Source organism: Streptomyces sp. NPDC056144, assembly GCF_042264145.1.
Lineage (GTDB): Bacteria > Actinomycetota > Actinomycetes > Streptomycetales > Streptomycetaceae > Streptomyces.
On record NZ_JBHJVF010000002.1, the window covers coordinates 450,791 to 470,540 of the forward strand.

The window sequence follows — 19,750 nt, forward strand, 5'->3', positions numbered from 1 at the left end:
GATGACCGTGGAGTCGTGGCTGCCGCACAAGCCCGAGGGCCCGCCCAGGGCCGCCGGCATCGCCTGGGCGCTCCTCGCCCTCAACACGCTCGGGTCGGCCGGGGCGCAGACCGTGTTCCCGATCCCCCGCTCCCTCATCCAGATGGTCACCATGGGCGCGCTGGTCGTGGCGTTCCTGCTGGCGCTCGCGCTCAACCCCGAACTCCTCGTCCGCCGCAGCGCGTTCGTCTTCCTGATCACGCTGCTCCTGGTGCCGAGCCTGATCTCCAGCATCGCCCTGGAAGTGGGTGTCGGGGCGCTGTTCCGCTGCGCCCGGCTGGCGCTCTTCACCGCCACGCTGTGGCTGCTGAGCCGCTGGTGGGACGGTTCGCTGTCCTTCGTCCGCCACCACATCCGCATGTACTTCGCGGTCCTCGTCCTGGTGGCGGCGGGGCTGGCCGTCTCGCCGGGCACGGCGATGCCCGAGTACTACGGCGGGCGGCTCGTCGGCGCGCTGTGGCCGCTCACTCCGCCGCAGATCGGGCAGTACGCGGCGGTGGTCATCGGCCTCACCGCGCTGCTCCTGCTCGGGCGGCGCACGACGGCGGCGAGCGCGGCGACGGTCATCGTGCCGTCGCTGGTCCTGCTCGCGATGACCCACACCCGTACGGCCACGCTCGGGCTGCTCATCGGCCTCACCCTGGCGATCGGTTCGCTGGTCCTGACCAGCGCGGCCGCCCGGCGGCTCTTCGCCTGGGCCGTGCTGTGCGCGGTGGTGGCCGCGGTCGTGTTCAGCTCCGCGCTGCGGGAGTGGTTCCTGCGTGGGCAGAGCCAGGAGAACTTCACCAACCTCACCGGCCGGGCCAAGGTCTGGGACGCCCTCCTCGGCTCGCCCCGGACGCTCCAGGAGCAGGTCTTCGGCACCGGCCTGGGCGACAAGTCCTTCGACGGACTGCCGATCGACAACAGCTGGCTGGCCGTCTACGACGAGCAGGGACTCTTCGGCGTCGTCATCGTGGCGGCGGTCCTCCTCGTCCTCGGCGGGGTCGCGCTGCTGCGTCCCCCGTCGCTGCCGAGGGCCTGCGCGATCTTCCTCATCAGCTACTGCGGCCTGTCCTCGTACACCGAGGTGGGTCTCGGGGACGCCTCGGCCTACCTGCTGCACCTGACGCTCGCGGCGTCCCTCCTCGCCGCACCGGACGTGTCGACGCCCGACACGGCAGAACGGGACGCGGTGCGCGTCCCCCGATGGACCAGGAGGTGACCCCCGGCATGCGTGTCCTCGTGGTGCACAACCGCTACTCGTCGGCGCAGCCGAGCGGAGAGAACAGGGTCGTCGACGAGGAGGTCGGACTGCTGCGCGCGGCCGGCCACCGGGTCGACCTGTTCGAGCGGCGCAGTGACGACATCGTGGGCAAGTCGCTGCTCGGCAAGGTCGCGGTGCCGCTGCTCGTGCCGTGGAACCCGGGCGTCCGGACGGAGCTCGCCGCCCGGCTGCGCGCGCAGCGCCCCGACGTGGTCCACGTCCACAACGTCTTCCCGCTGCTGTCCCCCGCCGTGCTCGCCGCCTGCGCCGACGTCGGCGTGCCGGTCGTCGCGACGCTGCACAACTACACCCAGGTCTGCCCGCCGGGCACGCTGCACCGGGACGGGCAGTCGTGCGCCGAGTGCGTGGGCCGGACGCTGCCGCTGCCGGCCGTCCGGCACGGCTGCTACCGGGACTCCCGGCTCGCGACGGTCCCGCTCGCGGTGAACCTGACGGTGAACCGGCGGCGGTGGTGGACCGGCGTGGACCGGTTCTTCTGCATCTCGGCGGCGCAGCGCGACGTCCTCGTCCGCTCCGGCATGCCGGCCGAACGGCTGGTGGTGAAACACAACTTCGTCCCCGACCCGGGGGTCCGGCGCGCGGACGACGGCGAGCACCTGCTGTTCCTCGGCCGGCTCGCCGAGCCCAAGGGCGTACGGCTCCTCATGGCGGCCTGGGACCGGCTCGCCGCGGACGGCGGGGTGGGCGTGCCGCTGGTGATCGCGGGCGCGGGTCCCCTGGAGCGCGAGGTGTCGGCGTGGGCGGCGGGCCGGGACGACGTGCGGTACGCCGGCCTGTGGGACCCGGAGGAGTGCCGCGAGGGCGTGGCCCGGTCGGTGGCCGTGGTGGCGCCCTCGATGGCCCGGGAGACCTTCGGCCTGGTGGTGGCCGAGGCGATGGCGGCGGGGGTCCCGGCGGTCGCCGCCGCCCACGGCGCCTTCGTCGAGCTCGTCGACGACGGGGTGACGGGGCTGCTGCACCGGCCGGGGGACACCGGTTCGCTCGCGGAGTGCCTGCGCCGGATCGCGTCCGGGGCGGACCGCAACCGGGAGATGGGCCGTGCGGCCCGGCACCGGTACGACAAGGGCTTCAGTCCGGCCGTGGGGCTCGAACGGCTGGTGGAGGAGTACCGCGCGGCGATCGCGGCGCGGTCCGGCGGCGGGGTCAGCGCGCCGCCGGAAGGGAACCCGGAGGGGAACCCGCACGGGACCCCGGACGGTGACCCGTACGGGAACGACGAGATCGGCCCGCGGCGGGGTGCCCGCGCGGGCGGGGATGGGGGTATGTAGATGACACGATGCCGACTCTGCGGTTCGGCGGCGCTCGCCAGCGTCGTCGACCTCGGGGCGACTCCGCCCTGCGAGAGTTTCCTCGCCGCGGACCGACTGGACCTGCCGGAGCCCGCGTACCCGCTGCACCTGCGGGTGTGCACGGACTGCTGGCTGGCGCAGATACCCCCGCTGATCACTCCGGAGGAGACGTTCGAGGAGTACGCGTACTTCTCCTCGTTCTCGACCTCCTGGGTGGAGCACGCGCGGGTCTTCGTCGACGGCGCGGTGGAGCGGCTCGGGCTCGGTCCCGACGCCTTCGTGGTCGAGGTCGCGAGCAACGACGGGTATCTGCTGCGGCACGTGGTGGACCGGGGGATCCGCTGCCTGGGCGTCGAGCCGTCGGTGAACGTGGGCGCGGCGGCGCGGGAGGCCGGGGTGCCGACGCTCACGGCGTTCCTGTCGCCGGAGACCGGGGAGGCGGTCCGTGCCGAGCACGGTCCCGCGCAGCTGGTCGTGGCGAACAACGTGTACGCGCACATCCCCGACGTGGTCGGCTTCACCCGGGGCCTGCGGGCGATGGTCGCCGACGACGGCTGGGTCTCGATCGAGGTGCAGCACCTGCTGACGCTGATCGAGGAGAACCAGTACGACACGATCTACCACGAGCACTTCCAGTACTACACGGTCGCGTCGGCGGCCCGGGCGCTCGCGAGCGGCGGTCTGACGCTCGTGGACGTCGAGCTGCTGCCCACGCACGGCGGGTCGATCAGGCTGTGGGCGCGTCCCGCCGAGGTCGCCGGGGAGCCCTCGCAGGCCGTGGTGGACGTCCTCGACCGCGAGAAGGCCGCCGGACTCCAGGAGCTGTCGGGGTACGCCGAGTTCTCCGCGCGGGTCGCCAAGGTCCGCCGGGACCTGCTGCGGTTCCTGATCGACGCGGCGGAGCGCGGCGAGACGGTCGTCGGGTACGGGGCCCCGGGCAAGGGCAACACCCTGCTCAACCACTGCGGGGTGCGGCCCGACCTGCTCGCGTACACGGTGGACAGGAACCCGTACAAGCACGGCAGGTACACGCCCGGCACGCGGATCCCGATCCTGCCGCCCGAGCGGATCGCCGAGGACCGGCCGGACTACGTCCTCGTCCTGCCGTGGAACCTGCGGGCCGAGCTCGTCGAGCAGTTGTCCTACGTGGGCGACTGGGGCGGCCGGCTCGTCTTCCCCATTCCGGAACTCAGCGTCGTCGAGGTGAAGCGATGAAGGTCGTCCTGTTCTGCGGCGGTTACGGGCTGCGCATGCGCGCCGGGTCCTCCGACGACATGCCCAAGCCGATGGCGATGGTCGGCCCGCGCCCGCTGATCTGGCACGTCATGCGGTACTACGCGTCCTTCGGGCACAAGGAGTTCATCCTGTGCCTCGGCTACGGGGCCCACCACATCAAGGAGTTCTTCCTCTCGTACGAGGAGACGACCTCCAACGACTTCGTGCTGCGGGGCGGCGAGACCGAGCTGCTCTCCACGGACATCGCCGACTGGACGATCACGTTCGCTCAGACCGGCATCGAGTCGCCGATCGGCGAGCGGCTGCGGCGGGTGCGCCACCACCTCGACGGCGACGAGATGTTCCTCGCGAACTACGCGGACGTGCTCACCGACGCCCCGCTGCCGGAGATGATCGACCGGTTCAAGGAGACCGACGCGGGCGCGTCGATGATGGTCGTGCCGCCGCAGTCCTCCTTCCACTGCGTGGAGCTGGGCGAGGACGGCCTCGTCGGCGGCATCACGCCGGTGAGCGAGCTGCCGCTGTGGGAGAACGGCGGCTACTTCGTGCTCCGCCAGGACGTCTTCGACCACATACCGGAGAACGGCGACCTGGTCGCCGACGGCTGCGCCGGCCTCGCCAAGGAGGGGCGTCTCGTGGCGTACCGCCACCGCGGTTTCTGGAAGCCGACCGACACGGTGAAGGAGCGGGCCGCCCTCGACGAGGCGTACGCCCGGGGCGACCGGCCGTGGGCCGTGTGGGAGCGCGACGGCGTCGGGACGGGCGCGTGATACGGCTCACCGCCGGTCGTCCGGACCGGATCGTCGCGGTGGGGGCGCACTGCGACGACATCGCCATCGGCGCCGGCGGCACGCTCCTGACGATGTGCCGGGCGCGGCCGGGCCTGCGCGTCGACGCGCTGGTGCTGAGCGGTGGCGGCGGGGAGCGCGAGGCGGAGGAGCGGGCCGCGCTCGCCGCCTTCTGCCCGGGCGCCGACCTGCGGCTGACCGTGCTCAAGCTGCCGGACGGGCGGCTGCCGGTGCACTGGGAGGAGGCCAAGGCGGCGGTCGAGGAGCTGCGCGCGGCGACCGACCCCGACCTGATCCTGGCCCCGCGCACCGACGACGCCCACCAGGACCACCGGGGCCTGGCCCGGCTGATCCCGACGGCGTTCCGCGACCACCTGGTCCTCGGCTACGAGATCGTCAAGTGGGACGGCGACCTCGGCCGCCCGTCGGCGTACCAGCCGCTGGCGCCGGAGACCGCCGAGCGGAAGGTGGAGCTGCTCCAGGCGCACTACCCCTCGCAGCGGCACCGGCCCTGGTACGACCGGGAGGCCTTCCTCGGCCTGGCCCGCATCCGGGGCATCGAGTGCCACGCCCGCTACGCCGAGGCGTTCGCCGTCTCCAAGCTCACGCTCGACCTGGGCTCCTCCGAGCCCGTCACTTCCGCACCATCTGCTCCGTCCGCACCATCTGCTCCGTCCGCACCATCCGATCTGGGGGAATGAACGTGCGCGTACTGCTGACCGGACACCAGGGCTACCTGGGTACGGTGATGGCCCCGGTCCTGACGGCCGCCGGGCACGAGGTCGTGGGCCTCGACTCCGGCCTGTTCGCCGACTCCGTCCTCGGCCCGCGGCCCGCCGACCCGGCCGGGCACCGGGTGGACCTGCGCGACGTCACGGCCGAGCACGTGGCCGGGGTGGACGCGGTGATCCACCTGGCGGCGCTCTCCAACGACCCGCTGGGGTCGCTCGCCCCCGAGCTCACGTACGACATCAACCACCACGCCTCCGTACGGCTCGCGCGGCTCGCCCGCGAGGCGGGCGTGGGGCGCTTCCTGTACGCGTCGACCTGCTCCGTGTACGGCGCCGCCGGCGGCGACGAACTGGTCGCCGAGGACGCCCCGCTGCGCCCGGTCACCCCGTACGCGGAGTCCAAGGTGCGCGTCGAGGACGACCTGCACGCCCTGGCCGACGGGGACTTCAGCCCGGTCTACATGCGCAACGCCACCGCGTTCGGCTACTCCCCCCGGCTGCGCGCCGACATCGTCCTGAACAACCTGGTGGGCCACGCGCTGCTCTCGGGCGAGGTGCTCGTCCTCTCCGACGGGACGCCCTGGCGCCCGCTGGTGCACGCCGCCGACATCGCGAGCGCCTTCACGGCCGCGCTGACGGCGCCGCGCGAGGCGGTGCACGACCGGGCGTTCAACATCGGCAGCGAGACCAACAACGTCACGGTCGCCGAGATCGCCGCGCAGGTCGCGGACGCGGTGGACGGCGCGAAGGTGAACATCACCGGCGAGAACGGCGCCGACCCGCGCTCGTACCGCGTGGACTTCTCCCGGTTCCGCGAGGCGATCCCCGGCTTCGACTGCGAGTGGTCGGTGAAGCGGGGCGCCCTCGAACTCGCGGAGGCATACCAGAAGTTCGGGCTCACCAAGGAGGACTTCGACCGGCGCTTCACCCGCCTGGCCGTGCTCCGCGCCGCCTCCGAGGCCGGCACCGTCGACGAGACCCTGCGGTGGCGCGGGTGACCCTGCTCGGCGAGGAAATGCACACGCTGGTGGAGCGGCTGTACCCGCTCTGCCGGAGCATCACCGGCGACGGGGTGCGCGCCACCCTGGACATCGTCGGCGAGTACATCCCGCTCCAGGTGCACGAGGTGCCGACCGGGACGCAGGTCCTGGACTGGACGGTGCCGCAGGAGTGGAACATCCGGGACGCGTACGTGGCCGACGCGACCGGTCGGCGGGTCGTCGACTTCGCCGCGTCCAGCCTGCACGTGCTCGGCTACAGCGTGCCGGTGGCGGCGACCATGCCGCTGTCCGAGCTGCGCGAGCACCTGTACACCCTTCCGGAGCAGCCGAGTTGGGTGCCGTACCGCACGAGCTACTACCAGCCGACGTGGGGGTTCTGCCTGGCGCAGGACACCCTGGACTCCCTGCCGGAGGGCGAGTACGAGGTACGGATCGACTCCACGCTCGCCGACGGCCACCTCACCTACGCGGAGCACGTGGTCCCGGGGCAGGTCCCGGACGAGGTGATCGTGTCCTGCCACGTCTGCCACCCGTCGCTGGCCAACGACAACCTGGCCGGCGTCGCGGTGGCGACGTTCCTCGCCCGCGCGCTCGCCGAGGAGAACCCTTACTACACCTACCGGTTCATCTTCGCGCCGGGCACGATCGGGGCGATCACCTGGCTGGCGCGCAACGCGGACCGGATCGAGCAGGTGAAGCACGGCCTCGTGCTGGCCTGCGCGGGCGACCGGGGCGCCCTCACGTACAAGCGGAGCCGGCGGGGTGAAGCGGGGATCGACCGGGCCGTGCGGTACGTGCTCGAATCCTCCGAACGGCCGCACACCGTCAAGGAGTTCTCGCCGTACGGGTACGACGAGCGGCAGTACTGCTCGCCCGGCTTCGACCTCGGCGTGGGCTCGCTCAGCCGGACCCCGTACGCCGGGTACCCCGAGTACCACACCTCGGCGGACAACCCGGACTTCGTCTCCCCCGAGGCGATGGAGGACACGCTCGCCGTCTGCCGCGAGGCGTTCGCGGTCCTCGACCGCGACCGGCGGTACGTCAACCTCAGCCCGTACGGCGAACCGCAGCTGGGGCGGCGGGGGTTGTACGACTCGCTGGGCGGCCGGAGCGACGCGAAGGAGGCGCAGATGGCGATGCTCTGGGTGCTCAGCCTCGCCGACGGCGAGCACGGCCTCCTCGACGTCGCCGAGCGGTCGGGGCTGGCGTTCGACACCGTCGCCGCCGCGGCCGACGCCCTGCGCGAGGCAGGGCTGATCAAGGCATGACGGAGATCACCACCGGGGAGGGGGAGACGGCCCCCGGGGACCGGCGGTCCGCCACACGGGCCATCGCCGGCCGGCTCTCCTGGGGCCTCGCCGACCAGGCGGCCTCCAGCATGACCAACTTCGCGGTGGGCGTCTACGTGGCCCGCTCGCTCGGGCTCGCCGCGTTCGGCGTGTTCAGCCTGGCCTGGGTGACGTTCGGGCTCGTACTCAACGTCGGGCGCGGCCTCGCGACCGATCCGTTCGTCGTGCGGTTCAGCGGCGTGTCGACCGCCTCCTGGCGCACGGCGGTCGCCCGCTCCTCCGGTACGGCGCTCGGCGTCGGCCTCGTGCTCGGCGCGGTGTCCGTGGTGGCCGGGCTCGCCATCGGCGGCGAGATGGGCACGGCGTTCGCCTGCCTCGGCGTCGTCCTGCCGGGGCTGCTGCTCCAGGACGCCTGGCGGTTCTGCTTCTTCGCCGCGGGCGACGGACGCAAGGCGTTCCTCAACGACGTCGTCATGGGTCTCGCGCTCGTCCCCGCCCTGGTGGTGGCCCACCACGTGGGCACCGTCGCCTCCTTCCTCCTCGCCTGGGGCGCCTGCGCGGCGGTCGGGGCCGTGTACGGCTGCTTCCAGTCCGGCATCGTGCCCCGCCCGGACGGGGCCCGCGGCTGGCTGCGCGAGCAGCGCGATCTCGGCACCCGGTACCTGGTCGAGAACGTCAGTCTCAGCGGCGCGGGCCAGCTGCGCGCGTACGGGCTCGGCGCGATCGTCGGCGTCGGCGCCGTGGGCGCGACCCGGGGCGCCGAGCTCCTGCTCGGCCCGTTCCTCGCCCTGCTCATGGGGCTCTCGCTCGTCACCGTCGCCGAGGCGGCCCGGGTGCTGCGGCGGGCACCGCAGCGGCTGTGGCTGTTCTGTCTCCTGCTCGGCGCCGGGCAGGCCGTCGCCGCGCTGCTCTGGGGCGCGGCCCTGCACCTCGTACCGGAGCGGCTCGGCGAGCTCGTGCTCGGCGGCGTCTGGCACTCGGCGTCCGAGCTCATCGTCCCGGCCACGCTCGGCGTCGCGGGCGCCGGACTCGGGACCGGCGCGGCGGCCGGTCTCCGCGCGCTCGCGGCGGCCCGGCACAGCCTGCGCTGCCAGCTCTTCGCCTCCACCCTGTACGTCGGCGGCGGGCTCGGCGGGGCCTTCGCCGGCGGCATGGTCGGCTCGGCCTGGGGAGCCGCCGCCGCGACCCTCATCGGCTCGTCCGTCTGGTGGCTGCACCTGCGGTCCGCCCTGCGCGAGCACCACCTGAAACCCGTCATCCCGCACCCCGTCACCGAAGAGAGGACGTCATGACCGCCCTGCCCCGGCTGAGCATCGGCCTGCCCGTCTACAACGGCGAGGAGTACCTGGCCGAGTCACTGGACGCCCTGCTCGGACAGACCTACGAGGACTTCGAGCTGATCATCTCGGACAACGCCTCGACCGACGGGACCCAGGACATCTGCCGACGGTACGCCGAGAAGGACTCCCGTATCCGGTACAGGCGCCTGCCCCGGAACATCGGCGCGACCCCGAACCACAACCTGGTCTTCACCGAGTCCCGCGGCGAACTGTTCAAGTGGGCCTCGCACGACGACCTGTACGCCCGGGACCTGCTGCGGCGCTGCGTGGAGGCGCTCGACGAGCACCCCGACGTGATCCTCGCCCACGCCGACCAGGCGGTCATCGACGAGGACGGCCAGGTGAAGGTGCCGTACACGTACACGCTCGCCACCAACTCGCCGCACGCGCCCGAGCGCTTCCGCAGCATGCTCTTCGAGCCGGGCGGCGACGACTTCTACGGGGTGATCCGCGCCGACGTGCTGCGCCGGGTGCGACCGCTGGACAGCTACCACCACGCGGACCGCACGTTCGTCTCCGAGATCGGCCTCCAGGGCCGCTTCCACCAGGTGCCGGAGCTGCTGTACTTCCGCCGCGACCACCCCACCCGCGCCGAGCGGGCCAACCCGTCCAAGCGTTCCCGGTGCGTCAACCTCGACCCGCGCCGGGCCGGCGTCCTGCATCCGACGCCCCGGCTGCTCGTCGAGTACGTGTGGGGGTTCGTCTCCGCGATCCAGCGGGCGCCGCTCTCCGCCGCCGACCGGCGCGCCTGCTACGGACACCTGGCCGCCTGGGCGACCAGCCGCACCCGGCCGGGCGCCGGCGAGCGCGTCGAGGACCGCGCCCCCGTCGACCCGGCCCTGCTCTCCGTCTCCGTCGACGCGCTCGTCGCCGGCCGCGAGGGACGCACCGGGGGTCAGGCGTGACGCCGGTGCGGGTCGGGGTCTTCGGCCTGCTCGGCTCGGGGAACGTCGGCAACGACGGCTCGCTCGAAGCGATCCTCGGCTACCTGCGCGCCGAGCACCCGGAGGCGGTCGTGGACGCGCTGTGCGGCGGCCCCGAGTCCGTGACGGCCCGGTTCGGGATCCCGGCCACGCGGCTGCACTGGTACCGCGGGGAGTACCGGACGGCGTCCCGCGCGGGCGCCGTCGTCGGGAAGGGCGTCGGCAAGCTCGTCGACGCCTACCGCACCGCCGCCTGGGTACGAGGGCACGACGTGGTGATCGTGCCCGGCATGGGCGTCCTGGAGGCCACGCTTCCGCTGCGGCCGTGGGGATTCCCGTACGCCCTGTTCCTGCTCTGCGCGTCGGGGCGGCTCCTCGGCACCCCGGTCGCGCTCGTCAGCGTCGGCGCGGCCCCCATCCGCGAGCGCGCGACCCGGACCCTGGTGCGCTGGTCGGCGCGGCTGGCCGCGTACCGCTCGTACCGGGACAGCCAGTCCCGCGAGGCGCTGCGGGCGATGGGCGTGGACACCAGCCGCGACGAGGTCTACCCGGACCTCGCCTTCGCCCTGCCGACGCCGCCGCCGAGCGAACCCTCCGGCACGCCCGGCACCGTCTGCGTCGGCGTCATGGCCTTCCACGGCGGCAACGACGACCGTGACAGGGCCGAGGAGATCCACCGTCGCTACCTCGACGGCACGATCCGCTTCGTCCGGACGCTGGTCGAGGAGGGCCGGCCGGTCCGTTTACTCACCGGTGACGCGGCCGACCTCGTCGTGGTCGACGCGATCCTCGCCGCGGTGGACTCGCCGCTCGTCACCGCCGCCGAGACCTCGTCCCTCGCCGACCTCATGAAGGAGATGGCGGCGGCCGACAGCGCGGTGGCGGTGCGCTACCACAACCTGATCTGCGCGCTCCGGGCCGGGACGCCGACCGTCGCCCTCAGCTACGCGGCGAAGAGCGACGCGCTCATGGAGGCGATGGGCCTCGGCGCGTACCGCCATCCGGCCCGCGCGGTCGACCCCGACCGGCTGCTCGAACAGTTCCGGGCTCTGGAGCTCCGGGCCGCCGAGCTCCGCCGGACCCTCGCGGAGCGCGACGCGGCGGCCGTCCGCCGGCTCCGCCGCCAGTTCGCCGACCTGACCACGGCCGTGTTCCCGAGGACCGGGCGTTCCCCCATCCGCCAGGAGGTTTGATGAAAGCGACCGCGGTCCCCGAGATCACCGGCGCCTACCTGTTCCAGCCGACGCCGTACGCCGACGAACGCGGCTTCTTCTGCCGCACCTTCGACGCCGACGTGATCCGCTCGGTCGGCATCGACCCGGACTCCTTCGTCCAGGACAGCCTGTCCCGCAACGTCCGGGGCGTCCTGCGCGGCCTGCACCTGCGGTCCGGTGCCGGGGAGGCGAAGCTCGTGCGGTGCTCGTACGGACGGATCTTCGACGTCGTCGTCGACCTGCGGCCGGACTCGCCGACGTACCGGAACGTGGCCACCTTCGACCTCTCCGGCGAGGCGCAGACCAGCCTCTACATCCCGGCGGGCTGCGCGCACGGCTTCCAGGCGCTGACCGAGACCGCCGACATCTCCTACCGCATCGACCGCCCCCACGACCCGGCCGAGGACGTCACGATCGCCTTCGACGACCCCGAACTGGCCGTCCCGTGGCCGCTGCCCGCCACCTTGATGTCCCCCCGGGACCGGGAGGCGCCGAGCCTCGCCGTCGCCCTCAAGCAGACGGAGGGCTGACACCGCCATGGACGCCACCGAAGACCTGTCCCTCCCCGCGTCGCGGCGCGCGAACGAGCGCCTGCACGCCCTGATCCCCGGCGGCGCCCACACCTACGCCAAGGGCGACGACCAGTACCCCGAGGACCTGGCCCCGGTCATCAGCCACGGCAACGGCGCCCACGTGTGGGACGTCGACGGCAACGAGTACATCGAGTACGGCTCGGGCCTGCGGTCGGTCAGCCTCGGCCACGCCCATCCGCGCGTCCTGGAGGCGGTCCGCCGCCAGCTGGACCGCGGCGCCAACTTCGTCCGCCCGTCCCTCCTGGAGGCCGAGGCCGCCGAGCGGTTCCTCGCCACCGTGCCGACCGCCGACATGGTGAAGTTCGCGAAGAACGGCTCCGACGTCACCACCGCCGCCGTACGCCTCGCCCGCGCGGCCACCGGCCGCCCGAGGATCGCGATCTGCGGCGACCACCCGTTCTTCTCCGTCGACGACTGGTTCATCGGCACCACGCCGATGTCCGCCGGCATCCCGGCCTCCACCACCGAGCTCACCGTCTCCTTCCCGTACGGGGATCTCGCCGCCACGGAGGAGCTGCTGCGCCGGTACGAGGGCGAGGTCGCCTGCCTGATCCTCGAACCGGCCGGACACGTCGAACCCCCGCCCGGCTACCTCGCCGGTCTGCGCGCCCTCGCCGACCGGCACGGCTGCGTCCTCGTCTTCGACGAGATGATCACCGGATTCCGCTGGTCGGAGGCGGGCGCCCAGGGCCTGTACGGGGTCGTCCCCGACCTCTCCACCTTCGGCAAGGCGCTGGGCAACGGGTTCGCCGTCTCGGCGCTCGCCGGGCGCCGCGACCTCATGGAGCTGGGCGGGCTGCGGCATTCCCAGGACCGGGTGTTCCTGCTGTCCACCACCCACGGCGCCGAGACCCACTCGCTCGCCGCGGCGATGGCCGTACAGACCACGTACACCGAGGAGGGCGTCACCGCCCGCCTCCACGCCCTCGGCGAGCGGCTGGCCGCCGGGGTCCGCGAGGCCGCGGCCGGCCTGGGCGTCGCGGACCACGTGTCCGTACGGGGCCGGGCGAGCAACCTGGTCTTCGCGACGCTCGACGGGGACGGGCGGCCGTCCCAGGAGTACCGGACGCTATTCCTGCGCCGCCTCCTCGCGGGCGGGGTGCTCGCGCCCTCGTTCGTGGTGAGCAGCGCGCTCGACGAGAACGACATCGACCGGACCGTGGAGGTGGTGGCGCAGGCGTGCGCGGTCTACCGCAAGGCGCTCGACGCCGGAGACCCCACCCCGTGGCTGGGCGGACGGGCGGTGAAGCCGGTCTTCCGCAGCAAGGCCTGAGGTGATGTTCCGTCACCTCAGGTGCGGGGCGCGGGTCTTCTCCGGTCGACGAGCCACGCGGTCGTCGTCGCGACCGCGACGGCGGTGAAGTAGCCGCCGATGGTGTCGGTCGGGTAGTGCGAGTTCGTGGCGACCTGCGCCCACCCCATGGCGGCGCCCGCGACCAGCGAGGCCAGCAGGACGAGAACGGCGCCGCCCGGCCCGACGAGGCCGAGCCGACCGGTCACGAGCAGCGCCACCACGAGAATGAACGCCGTGAGAAAAGCGGTGTGCCCACTGGGGTAGGCCAGGGACCCGCCGTGGATCGTGCGGCCCACCAGGGGCTTGAGGAGCGTCGTCGCCGCCACGCTCGCGCCGCAGGCGGCGACGACGAGGACCGCCGCGCGGGGGCGGCGGAGCAGCAGACACAGCGCCACGACGGAGAAGACGAGGATCGCCGCCCCCTTGCGCTCCCCCAGGGCGTCGAGGGCGGTGGCGATCGGCCACCACGAGGACGGCAGGCCCGCCACCACCCCCTGGATCCGCGCGTCCACGCGGCCGGGTTCGCCCGTGCCGCCGTACCGCAGCGCCATCACGGCGACCGCGCACGCGGCGAGCACCGCGATCGGCGCGAGCCACACGCGCCTCAACTCGCTTGCCCCTCGGCCCTCTTGTCCTGTCAGGCGATCCACCGCGTTCCCTCCGTCGTGTCCGCCCCGCCTTCCGTCGACCATAACCGAGCCGGGTCCCTCGACATCGGCGGCCCGGCGGGGAGAATGGGATTCCACGCCACGCGATGGGGGCAGCGTGTCACTGTTACTGCGCACGGGGCGGGGCAGGCTCCGGTACGGGGCGGCCGTGGGCGTCGGGGCCGTCGTGCTCGCCCTCGCCGCCACCTGGACCTCCGGCCCGCTGGCCACCGGCATAGGGGCCGCCGCCTCGGCGCTCTACGCGCTCGTCGCCGACCGGCTCCGGCCGCGCGAGACCCCCGACCCGCCCGCCGGGGCGCTGCTGCGGACCCCCGCCGGACGGATCCCCCGGTTCGCGCAGGTGGAGCGCCCCGAACTCGCCGGGGTCCATCCGGCCGACGGGCACGGCGAGCGCCGGCCCGCGCCGCCGTACATCGAGCGGGACGCAGAACCGCAGGTGCAACAAGCCCTCAACGAAGGTGGATTCGTACTCCTCGTCGGCGAATCAACGGCCGGAAAGAGCCGGTTGGCGTACGAGGTCGCCCGCTCCCGTTTCCCCCGGCACCTGTTCGTCCGCCCGCTCGACCGGACGGCGCTCGCCGCGGCCGTCGAGGCGGCGGGAGGGCGGCGCAAGGCCGTCCTGTGGCTCGACGACCTGGAGAACTACCTCGGTGCCGACGGGGTGACCTCCGCCATGGTGACGGGGCTGCTGCACCGGCGGCCGGGGCGGGCCGTCGTCGTGGCGACGATGAGATCGGAGGAGTACCGCCGCTACGACGCCCGCGAGGAGAGCCGCCTCACCGGGTCCGACCGGGACGCCTGGCGGGTCCAGCGCGACGTGCTCGGCGCGGCGGTACGGATCCGGCTCGACCGGCACTGGTCGGAGGCCGAGCGCCGGCGGGCGGCGGCGCACCGGGCCGATCCGCGCATCCGCCTGGCCCTGGACAGTGGCGAACGATTCGGCCTGGCCGAAGTGGTCGCGGCCGGACCCGAGTTGCTGTCCGCCTGGCAGAACGCCTGGGCGCCGGGGACCAATCCGCGGGGTGCGGCGGTCGTGGCGGCGGCCGTGGACTGCCGGCGGGCGGGGCTGCGGAGACCGGTCAGCCGGGAGTGGCTCCAGGACCTCCACCTGCCGTACCTCGCGGAGCGCGGCGGCCCCGACCTCCAGCCCGAGCCCTTCACCGAGGCGATGACCTGGGCCTGCAAGGCCGCCTACGCGACGAGCGGCCTCCTCGTCGGCAACTACACCCAGGGCTACACGGCCTTCGACTACGTCCTGACCGCCTCGGACCTGCCCCCCGTCCCCCACCACCTGTGGGACGCCCTCCTCGGGCTCGTCGCCCCGGCCGACGCGTACGACATGGGGCTCGTGGCCCACCAGGCGGGCGAACTGCGGCGGGCGGCCGCCGCGCTCGCGCGGGCGCACGCCGGGGGCGCGGCAGAGGCCGACTTCCTGCTCGCGATCGTCACCGGCGACCGGGGCAGGCCACGCCAGGCGGCGAGCGCCCTTCGGGGCATCGTGGCCCGCCGCAGGACCGCGCTGGGAGCGTCCCATCCCGAGACGCTGGCCGCCGTCCACCAGTGGGCGTACTTCACCGGCGAGGCCGGCGACGCGGCGACGGCCTCGGCCGCCTTCGGGAACCTCGTCGCCGACACCACGGCGGCACTGGGCCCCGACCACCCCGACACCCTGGCCGCGCGCCACCAACAGGCCTACTTCGCGGGCGAGTCGGGCGACCTGGACTCCGCCGTACGCGAGGTGCGGGCGCTCCTGGAGATCCGCCTGCGCCGGGGCGAGGCCGACCGCCCGGAGGCACTCGCCGCACGCCGCAGCCTCGCCTGGTTCTCCACCCTGCGCGGAGACCCGCCCACACCCGAAACCGACCTGGACCACCTCCGCACCGACGCCGAACGAGCCCTGGGCCCCGACAACCCCCACACCCTCGCGATCCGCAGCACCCAGGCCTCCCTGGCGGCCCGAGCGGGCCGCCACCACGAGGCACTGACGGAGTTCACCCTCCTGATCACCGCCCGCAGCAGCACCCTCGGCCCCGACCACCCCCACGTCATGCACAGCCGCCTGCAACGCGCGCAGGCCCTGATCGCCCTGGACCGGCACGCCGACGCGCAACAGGAACTGACCCGCTTCCTCGCGGACGTCCGCCACGTGCTCGAACCCGAGCACCGGCACCTCGCCCTCGCCCGCGACCTGATGCGCGGGCACGCCGGAAGGGCCGGGTCCGTCGGGTGACGGACTCGGCCCTTGCGGACGTGTCGGGGGTCAGACGCGGTCGGCGGCGATCAGGACGTACTGGAAGGAGCCGTCCTTGTACGACTCGATGAACGCCTCCTCGATGCCGGTGACCAGGGAGGACGTGGCGCGCAGCTCCCAGTAGGGCAGGGTGTCGGGGGTCAGGTCGATCACGGCCTGCGGGACGAGGCGGTTGTCCGCCATCGCCTTCAGGTACTCGCGGCGGGAGTGGATGTTGCACTCGAAGTGCGCGTTGATCTGGGAGACCCACTTCGAGGGCTGGCCGTAACGGGGGTTCCAGCAGCCCGTGATGGTGACGTACCGGCCGCCGACCTTGAGGAAGCGGGAGTGCTCGGCCATCAGGTCGTCGAGGTCGACGTACATGCTCGACTCGTTGTTCCACGAGGCGGTGATGCTGCCCTTCTCGAAGGGCGTGTCGAGCATGTTGCAGACCTGGGCGCGGACGTGGTCGTCGATGCCCAGCTCCTTGGCCCGCCGGTTGCCGAACTCGGCCTGCGTGGAGGAGAGGGTGACGCCCTCGACCTTGCAGCCGAAGCGCTGGTGGGCCATGACGCTCGAACCGCCGCGGCCGCAGCCCGCGTCAACGAGGGTGTCTCCGGGGCCGACCTCGCCGAGGTGGTCGAGGAGGACCTCGGCCTGGGCCGACTCCAGGCGGTGCAGCTCGGCAATCAGCTTCTTCTCGTACTCGCTGTCCTCGGGCGTACCGAGGGCGGCGTGGTCGATCGCGCCGATGCCGTAGTGGTGGTGGTAGAGCCCGTCGACGTCGCCCAGGCGCAGGTTGACGGGCCTGGCCTCCTGGTTCCAGTAGCGGGCGATGTCGCCCTGGTAGGGCGAGGCCGGCGCCGGAACGAACGCGGAGGTGCCGGCGGTGGTGAGCTCGGTGTTGGTCACAGAGGGGTCCATTTCTTACCAGAAATCGGGCAGGCTGTAGCGGTACGTGTTGGTCTGGTGCCAGTAGTGGTTGCCGTCGACCCAGGCGCCGACGCCCCGCAGGAAGCGCAGGACGCTGGGGATGGGCCAGGCGGCGGCGAGGGCCGCGCTGGCGGCCTCGAAGTCGCGCATGAGGTCGTTGTGGACCTCGACGGCCTTGAGGTAGCCGTCCTTGTCCGAGAGGTTCTCGCGGTCGGCGATCACCACCGGCAGGTTCATGTGACGCCCGGGGGCGTCGAGTTCCTTCGTGTACGAGTACAGGTCGTTGACGATCGTGCTCGCGTTCCCGGCGAGCGCCAGGACCCGCTGCATGGCGGGCTGGGCGTGCAGGTCGGTGGGGAGCTCGTAGCCGCCGACGGTGTCCGTGATGGTGGGGCACGGCCGGAAGTTGTTGTACTGCCGCATGACCAGGTACTCCCACACCTCGGGGGTGTGGTCGGTCTGCGCCCAGGCGGCCTCGGCGAGGTAGCCGAGGTGGAGGCGGGCCATGTCGTGGCGGAAGCGGTCGGACTGCGAGGGCGTGGCGAGCTGGTTGAAGTACTCCATGGCGGAGTGGTACGCGCGCCGCGGGGCGTCCGCGCTCAGCGACTCGGCCCACTGTGCCTGGTACTCCGCCGTGGTGTGCATGGGGTCCAGCGCGGTGTGCGCGAGCAGGAGTCGCCCGCCGAGACCGACCGGGGAACCGCCGTGGTCCTCGCAGTACATGTCGTCGACCGCGTTCTCGGCCACCATGAGGCGGGCGGCGACCATGAGGTGGTCGACGGTCGGGGCGTCGGGGTGGCAGGCGACCATGTACTTGCCGGTGGAGAAGCCGTCGAACTGGCCTTCCCACTCCTCGGGATAGAGCCGGATCTCGTCGAGCGCCCAGTCCTTGATGCGGCGGCTCAGCTCCGCCACGCGGACGGGATCGGGCTCGGCGATCGGGTGGTAGTAGAGGCCCGGGATGTGCAGGGCGTCCGCCGGCGCCTGGGGCTCGGCGGGTGCGAGGTCGGCCGGCGTGAGGTCGAGCGGCGTGAGGTCGAGCGGCGTGACGTCGACCGGCGCGAGGTCGGGGATCGCGGCGGGCCGGAAGAGGCCGATGGCGGCCGTACCGAGGCCGGTGGGTCCGCGCAGGATCTGTTCCAGACCGGGGCCCGGGGTCTGGGTGTCGGGCATCCGTGGCTCCTAGGTGGGGTGGTGTTCCGTTCCGGGTCCCGGGCGTGCCGGCCCGGCCCGGGGAGGGGCCGGGCGTGGCGGTGGGGGGTGGGTCAGCCGCGACGGCGGGCGATCTGGACGTTCTCCAGGACGCCGAGCGCGTTGGGTACGAGGATGGCGGCGGAGTAGTACGTGGTGACGAGGTACGACATGATCGCCTGCTCGCTGATGCCCATGAACCGTACGGACAGGCCGGGTTCGACCTCTTCGGGCAGCCCGGTCTGGTGCAGGCCGATGACGCCCTGGTTGTCCTCGCCGAGGCGCATCGCGAGGATGGAGCTGGTGTTCTCCTCGCTGATCGGGATCTTGTTGCAGGGCAGGATCGGGACGCCGCGCCAGGCGGGGACGCGGTGGCCGTCGAGGTCGACGGTGTCCGGGTAGAGCCCGGCGGCGTTCCACTCGCGGCCGATCGCCGCGATGGTGCGGGGGTGGGCGAGGAAGATCTTGGTGCCGCGGCGGCGGGTGAGGAGCTCGTCGAGGTCGTCCGGGGTGGGCGGGCCCGAGTGGGTCTGGATCCGCTGCTTGAAGTCGGCGTTGGCGAGGAGGCCGAACTCCGGGTTGTTGATGAGCTCGTGTTCCTGGCGCTCGCGCAGGGCCTCGACGGTGAGCCGGAGCTGTTCCTGCGTCTGGTTGTGCGGGCCGTTGTAGAGGTCGGCGACGCGGGTGTGGACCTTCAGGACGGTCTGGGCGACGGAGAGTTCGTACTCGCGCGGCCGGAGCTCGTAGTCGACGAAGGCGCCGGGGAGGACGGCCTCGCCCTTGTGGCCGGCCGACATGGCGATCTCGGCCTCGCCGTACTTGTTCTGCCCCTTGAGGGGCAGCGAGCTGAACTGGTCGATGTGCGCCTGGAGGGAGGGCGCGTTGGCGAGGATGCCCGCGAAGTCGGCGCGGGAGAGGGTGAGGAGGGTGCCGGAGGTCTCGGCGGTGGCGGTGTAGTCCCAGGTGGCGTCGGCGTCCAGGAGCGCGTTCTCGCCGAAGCTGTCGCCGTCGGCGAGGACGGAGACGGCGATCTCGTCGCCGTACTGGCCGACGGAGGTCTGGTTGATCCGGCCGTGGGCGATGAGCTGGATCTCCACGGCGGCGTTGCCGCGGACGGCGAGGATCTCCCCCGCGCTGAAGTCGCGCTGGACGCACCGGTCGGCGAGCGCGGTCAGCACCTCGTCGTCCTCGTAGCCGCGCAGCAGGGCGAGTTCGCCGAGTTCGCGCGGGATGACGCGGACGCGGCTGCCGTCCTGGACGAAGTCGATGCGGCCGTCGCCGACGGTGTAGCTGAGTCGGCGGTTGACCCGGTAGGCACCGCCCTTCGTCTCGACCCACGGGAGCATCCGGAGCAGCCAGCGGGAGGTGATCTCCTGCATCTGCGGCGCGGACTTGGTGGTGGAGGCGAGGTTGCGGGCGGCGGCGGTGCTCAGGCTCTGCCTGGGCGGTTCCACCTGGGATTCCGAGCCGGTCTCAACGGACGTCGTCATCGGACGAGGTCTCCTTCGGTGCCGCCGTCCGGCGTTCGGGCGCCGGACGGTGAAAGAGGGATGAGGGGGGTGGGTGATCGGGGGTGGTCCTCCGGATCGAGGGAACAGTAACGCTCGGTAAGTCGCGGTCACCTCACTGCGAGGAAGGCATTACCTCGAAGCAGTGATCTTGTTTCGTTCGGGGTTTAAGGGGGTCGCCGACATGATTCGGCCATCGGCCCGGCCATCCCGTCG

The 19,750-nt window shown here is 72.8% G+C and carries 15 protein-coding genes and 2 pseudogenes; 13 read left to right on the forward strand and 4 right to left on the reverse strand.

Annotated features, from left to right (window positions below; genetic code table 11):
* Position 1 precedes the first annotated feature (1 nt).
* The 12 genes and pseudogenes from ACFC0Z_RS08535 (at position 2) to ACFC0Z_RS08590 (ending at position 12,983) form a co-directional block, all read left to right on the forward strand.
* Positions 2-1,243 carry an O-antigen ligase domain-containing protein gene (locus tag ACFC0Z_RS08535; RefSeq protein ID WP_376434189.1) on the forward strand — a complete coding sequence of 414 codons (1,242 nt, stop codon included), beginning with the start codon at positions 2-4 and terminating at the stop codon, positions 1,241-1,243.
* Positions 1,244-1,251: 8 nt separating this feature from the next.
* Positions 1,252-2,574: a glycosyltransferase family 4 protein gene (locus ACFC0Z_RS08540; RefSeq protein WP_376434191.1), complete on the forward strand. Its 1,323-nt coding sequence runs from the start codon at positions 1,252-1,254 to the stop codon at positions 2,572-2,574.
* Positions 2,575-3,810, forward strand: a complete 1,236-nt coding sequence (locus ACFC0Z_RS08545) for a class I SAM-dependent methyltransferase (RefSeq protein ID WP_376434193.1) — start codon at positions 2,575-2,577, stop codon at positions 3,808-3,810.
* A complete protein-coding gene (locus ACFC0Z_RS08550) occupies positions 3,807-4,601 on the forward strand; it encodes a sugar phosphate nucleotidyltransferase (RefSeq protein ID WP_376434195.1) in 795 nt (264 codons plus the stop codon). Before ACFC0Z_RS08545 ends, ACFC0Z_RS08550 begins: the two co-directional genes overlap by 4 nt.
* Positions 4,598-5,239 (forward strand): annotated as a pseudogene (locus ACFC0Z_RS08555) (PIG-L deacetylase family protein); the annotation flags it as partial. The gene ACFC0Z_RS08550 and the pseudogene ACFC0Z_RS08555, both read left to right, overlap by 4 nt.
* 83 nt (positions 5,240-5,322) lie before the next feature.
* A complete protein-coding gene (locus ACFC0Z_RS08560) occupies positions 5,323-6,348 on the forward strand; it encodes an NAD-dependent epimerase/dehydratase family protein (RefSeq protein ID WP_376435027.1) in 1,026 nt (341 codons plus the stop codon).
* Complete coding sequence (locus ACFC0Z_RS08565) at positions 6,336-7,619, forward strand: DUF4910 domain-containing protein (protein ID WP_376434197.1); 1,284 nt, start codon at positions 6,336-6,338, stop codon at positions 7,617-7,619. Before ACFC0Z_RS08560 ends, ACFC0Z_RS08565 begins: the two co-directional genes overlap by 13 nt.
* Positions 7,616-8,932 (forward strand): hypothetical protein, encoded by a 1,317-nt coding sequence (locus ACFC0Z_RS08570; protein ID WP_376434199.1) that lies wholly within the window; start codon positions 7,616-7,618, stop codon positions 8,930-8,932. The genes ACFC0Z_RS08565 and ACFC0Z_RS08570 overlap by 4 nt, the downstream gene beginning before the upstream one ends.
* Positions 8,929-9,885, forward strand: coding sequence for a glycosyltransferase family 2 protein (locus tag ACFC0Z_RS08575; RefSeq protein WP_376434201.1), 957 nt, complete (start codon positions 8,929-8,931; stop codon positions 9,883-9,885). Before ACFC0Z_RS08570 ends, ACFC0Z_RS08575 begins: the two co-directional genes overlap by 4 nt.
* Complete coding sequence (locus tag ACFC0Z_RS08580) at positions 9,882-11,096, forward strand: polysaccharide pyruvyl transferase family protein (protein WP_376434203.1); 1,215 nt, start codon at positions 9,882-9,884, stop codon at positions 11,094-11,096. Before ACFC0Z_RS08575 ends, ACFC0Z_RS08580 begins: the two co-directional genes overlap by 4 nt.
* Entirely contained in the window at positions 11,096-11,647 is a 552-nt protein-coding gene (rfbC, locus tag ACFC0Z_RS08585) for a dTDP-4-dehydrorhamnose 3,5-epimerase (RefSeq protein WP_376434205.1), read from the forward strand. Before ACFC0Z_RS08580 ends, rfbC begins: the two co-directional genes overlap by 1 nt.
* 7 nt (positions 11,648-11,654) lie before the next feature.
* Positions 11,655-12,983 (forward strand): glutamate-1-semialdehyde 2,1-aminomutase, encoded by a 1,329-nt coding sequence (locus ACFC0Z_RS08590; RefSeq protein ID WP_376434207.1) that lies wholly within the window; start codon positions 11,655-11,657, stop codon positions 12,981-12,983.
* A 17-nt stretch (positions 12,984-13,000) separates the two neighbouring features.
* Here ACFC0Z_RS08590 and ACFC0Z_RS08595 read toward each other — a convergent pair whose 3' ends face one another.
* Positions 13,001-13,555: a phosphatase PAP2 family protein gene (locus ACFC0Z_RS08595; protein WP_376435030.1), complete on the reverse strand. Its 555-nt coding sequence runs from the start codon at positions 13,553-13,555 to the stop codon at positions 13,001-13,003.
* Positions 13,556-13,769: 214 nt separating this feature from the next.
* Between ACFC0Z_RS08595 and ACFC0Z_RS08600 the strand changes: the two genes are divergently transcribed.
* The gene (locus tag ACFC0Z_RS08600; RefSeq protein ID WP_376434209.1) at positions 13,770-15,902 is read left to right on the forward strand and encodes a hypothetical protein; all 2,133 of its coding nucleotides are present in this window, start codon (positions 13,770-13,772) and stop codon (positions 15,900-15,902) included.
* A 30-nt stretch (positions 15,903-15,932) separates the two neighbouring features.
* On the opposite strand, the gene ACFC0Z_RS08605 is transcribed toward ACFC0Z_RS08600, so the two are convergent.
* The 3 genes and pseudogenes from ACFC0Z_RS08605 to ACFC0Z_RS08615 form a co-directional block, all read right to left on the reverse strand.
* On the reverse strand, positions 15,933-16,826 hold the full coding sequence (locus ACFC0Z_RS08605; protein ID WP_376434211.1) for a geranyl diphosphate 2-C-methyltransferase: 894 nt from the start codon (positions 16,824-16,826) through the stop codon (positions 15,933-15,935).
* A 3-nt stretch (positions 16,827-16,829) separates the two neighbouring features.
* Positions 16,830-18,183: pseudogene (locus ACFC0Z_RS08610) on the reverse strand (family 2 encapsulin nanocompartment cargo protein terpene cyclase); the annotation flags it as partial.
* Positions 18,101-19,516, reverse strand: coding sequence for a family 2B encapsulin nanocompartment shell protein (locus ACFC0Z_RS08615; protein WP_376434213.1), 1,416 nt, complete (start codon positions 19,514-19,516; stop codon positions 18,101-18,103). The pseudogene ACFC0Z_RS08610 and the gene ACFC0Z_RS08615, both read right to left, overlap by 83 nt.
* Positions 19,517-19,750 lie beyond the last annotated feature (234 nt).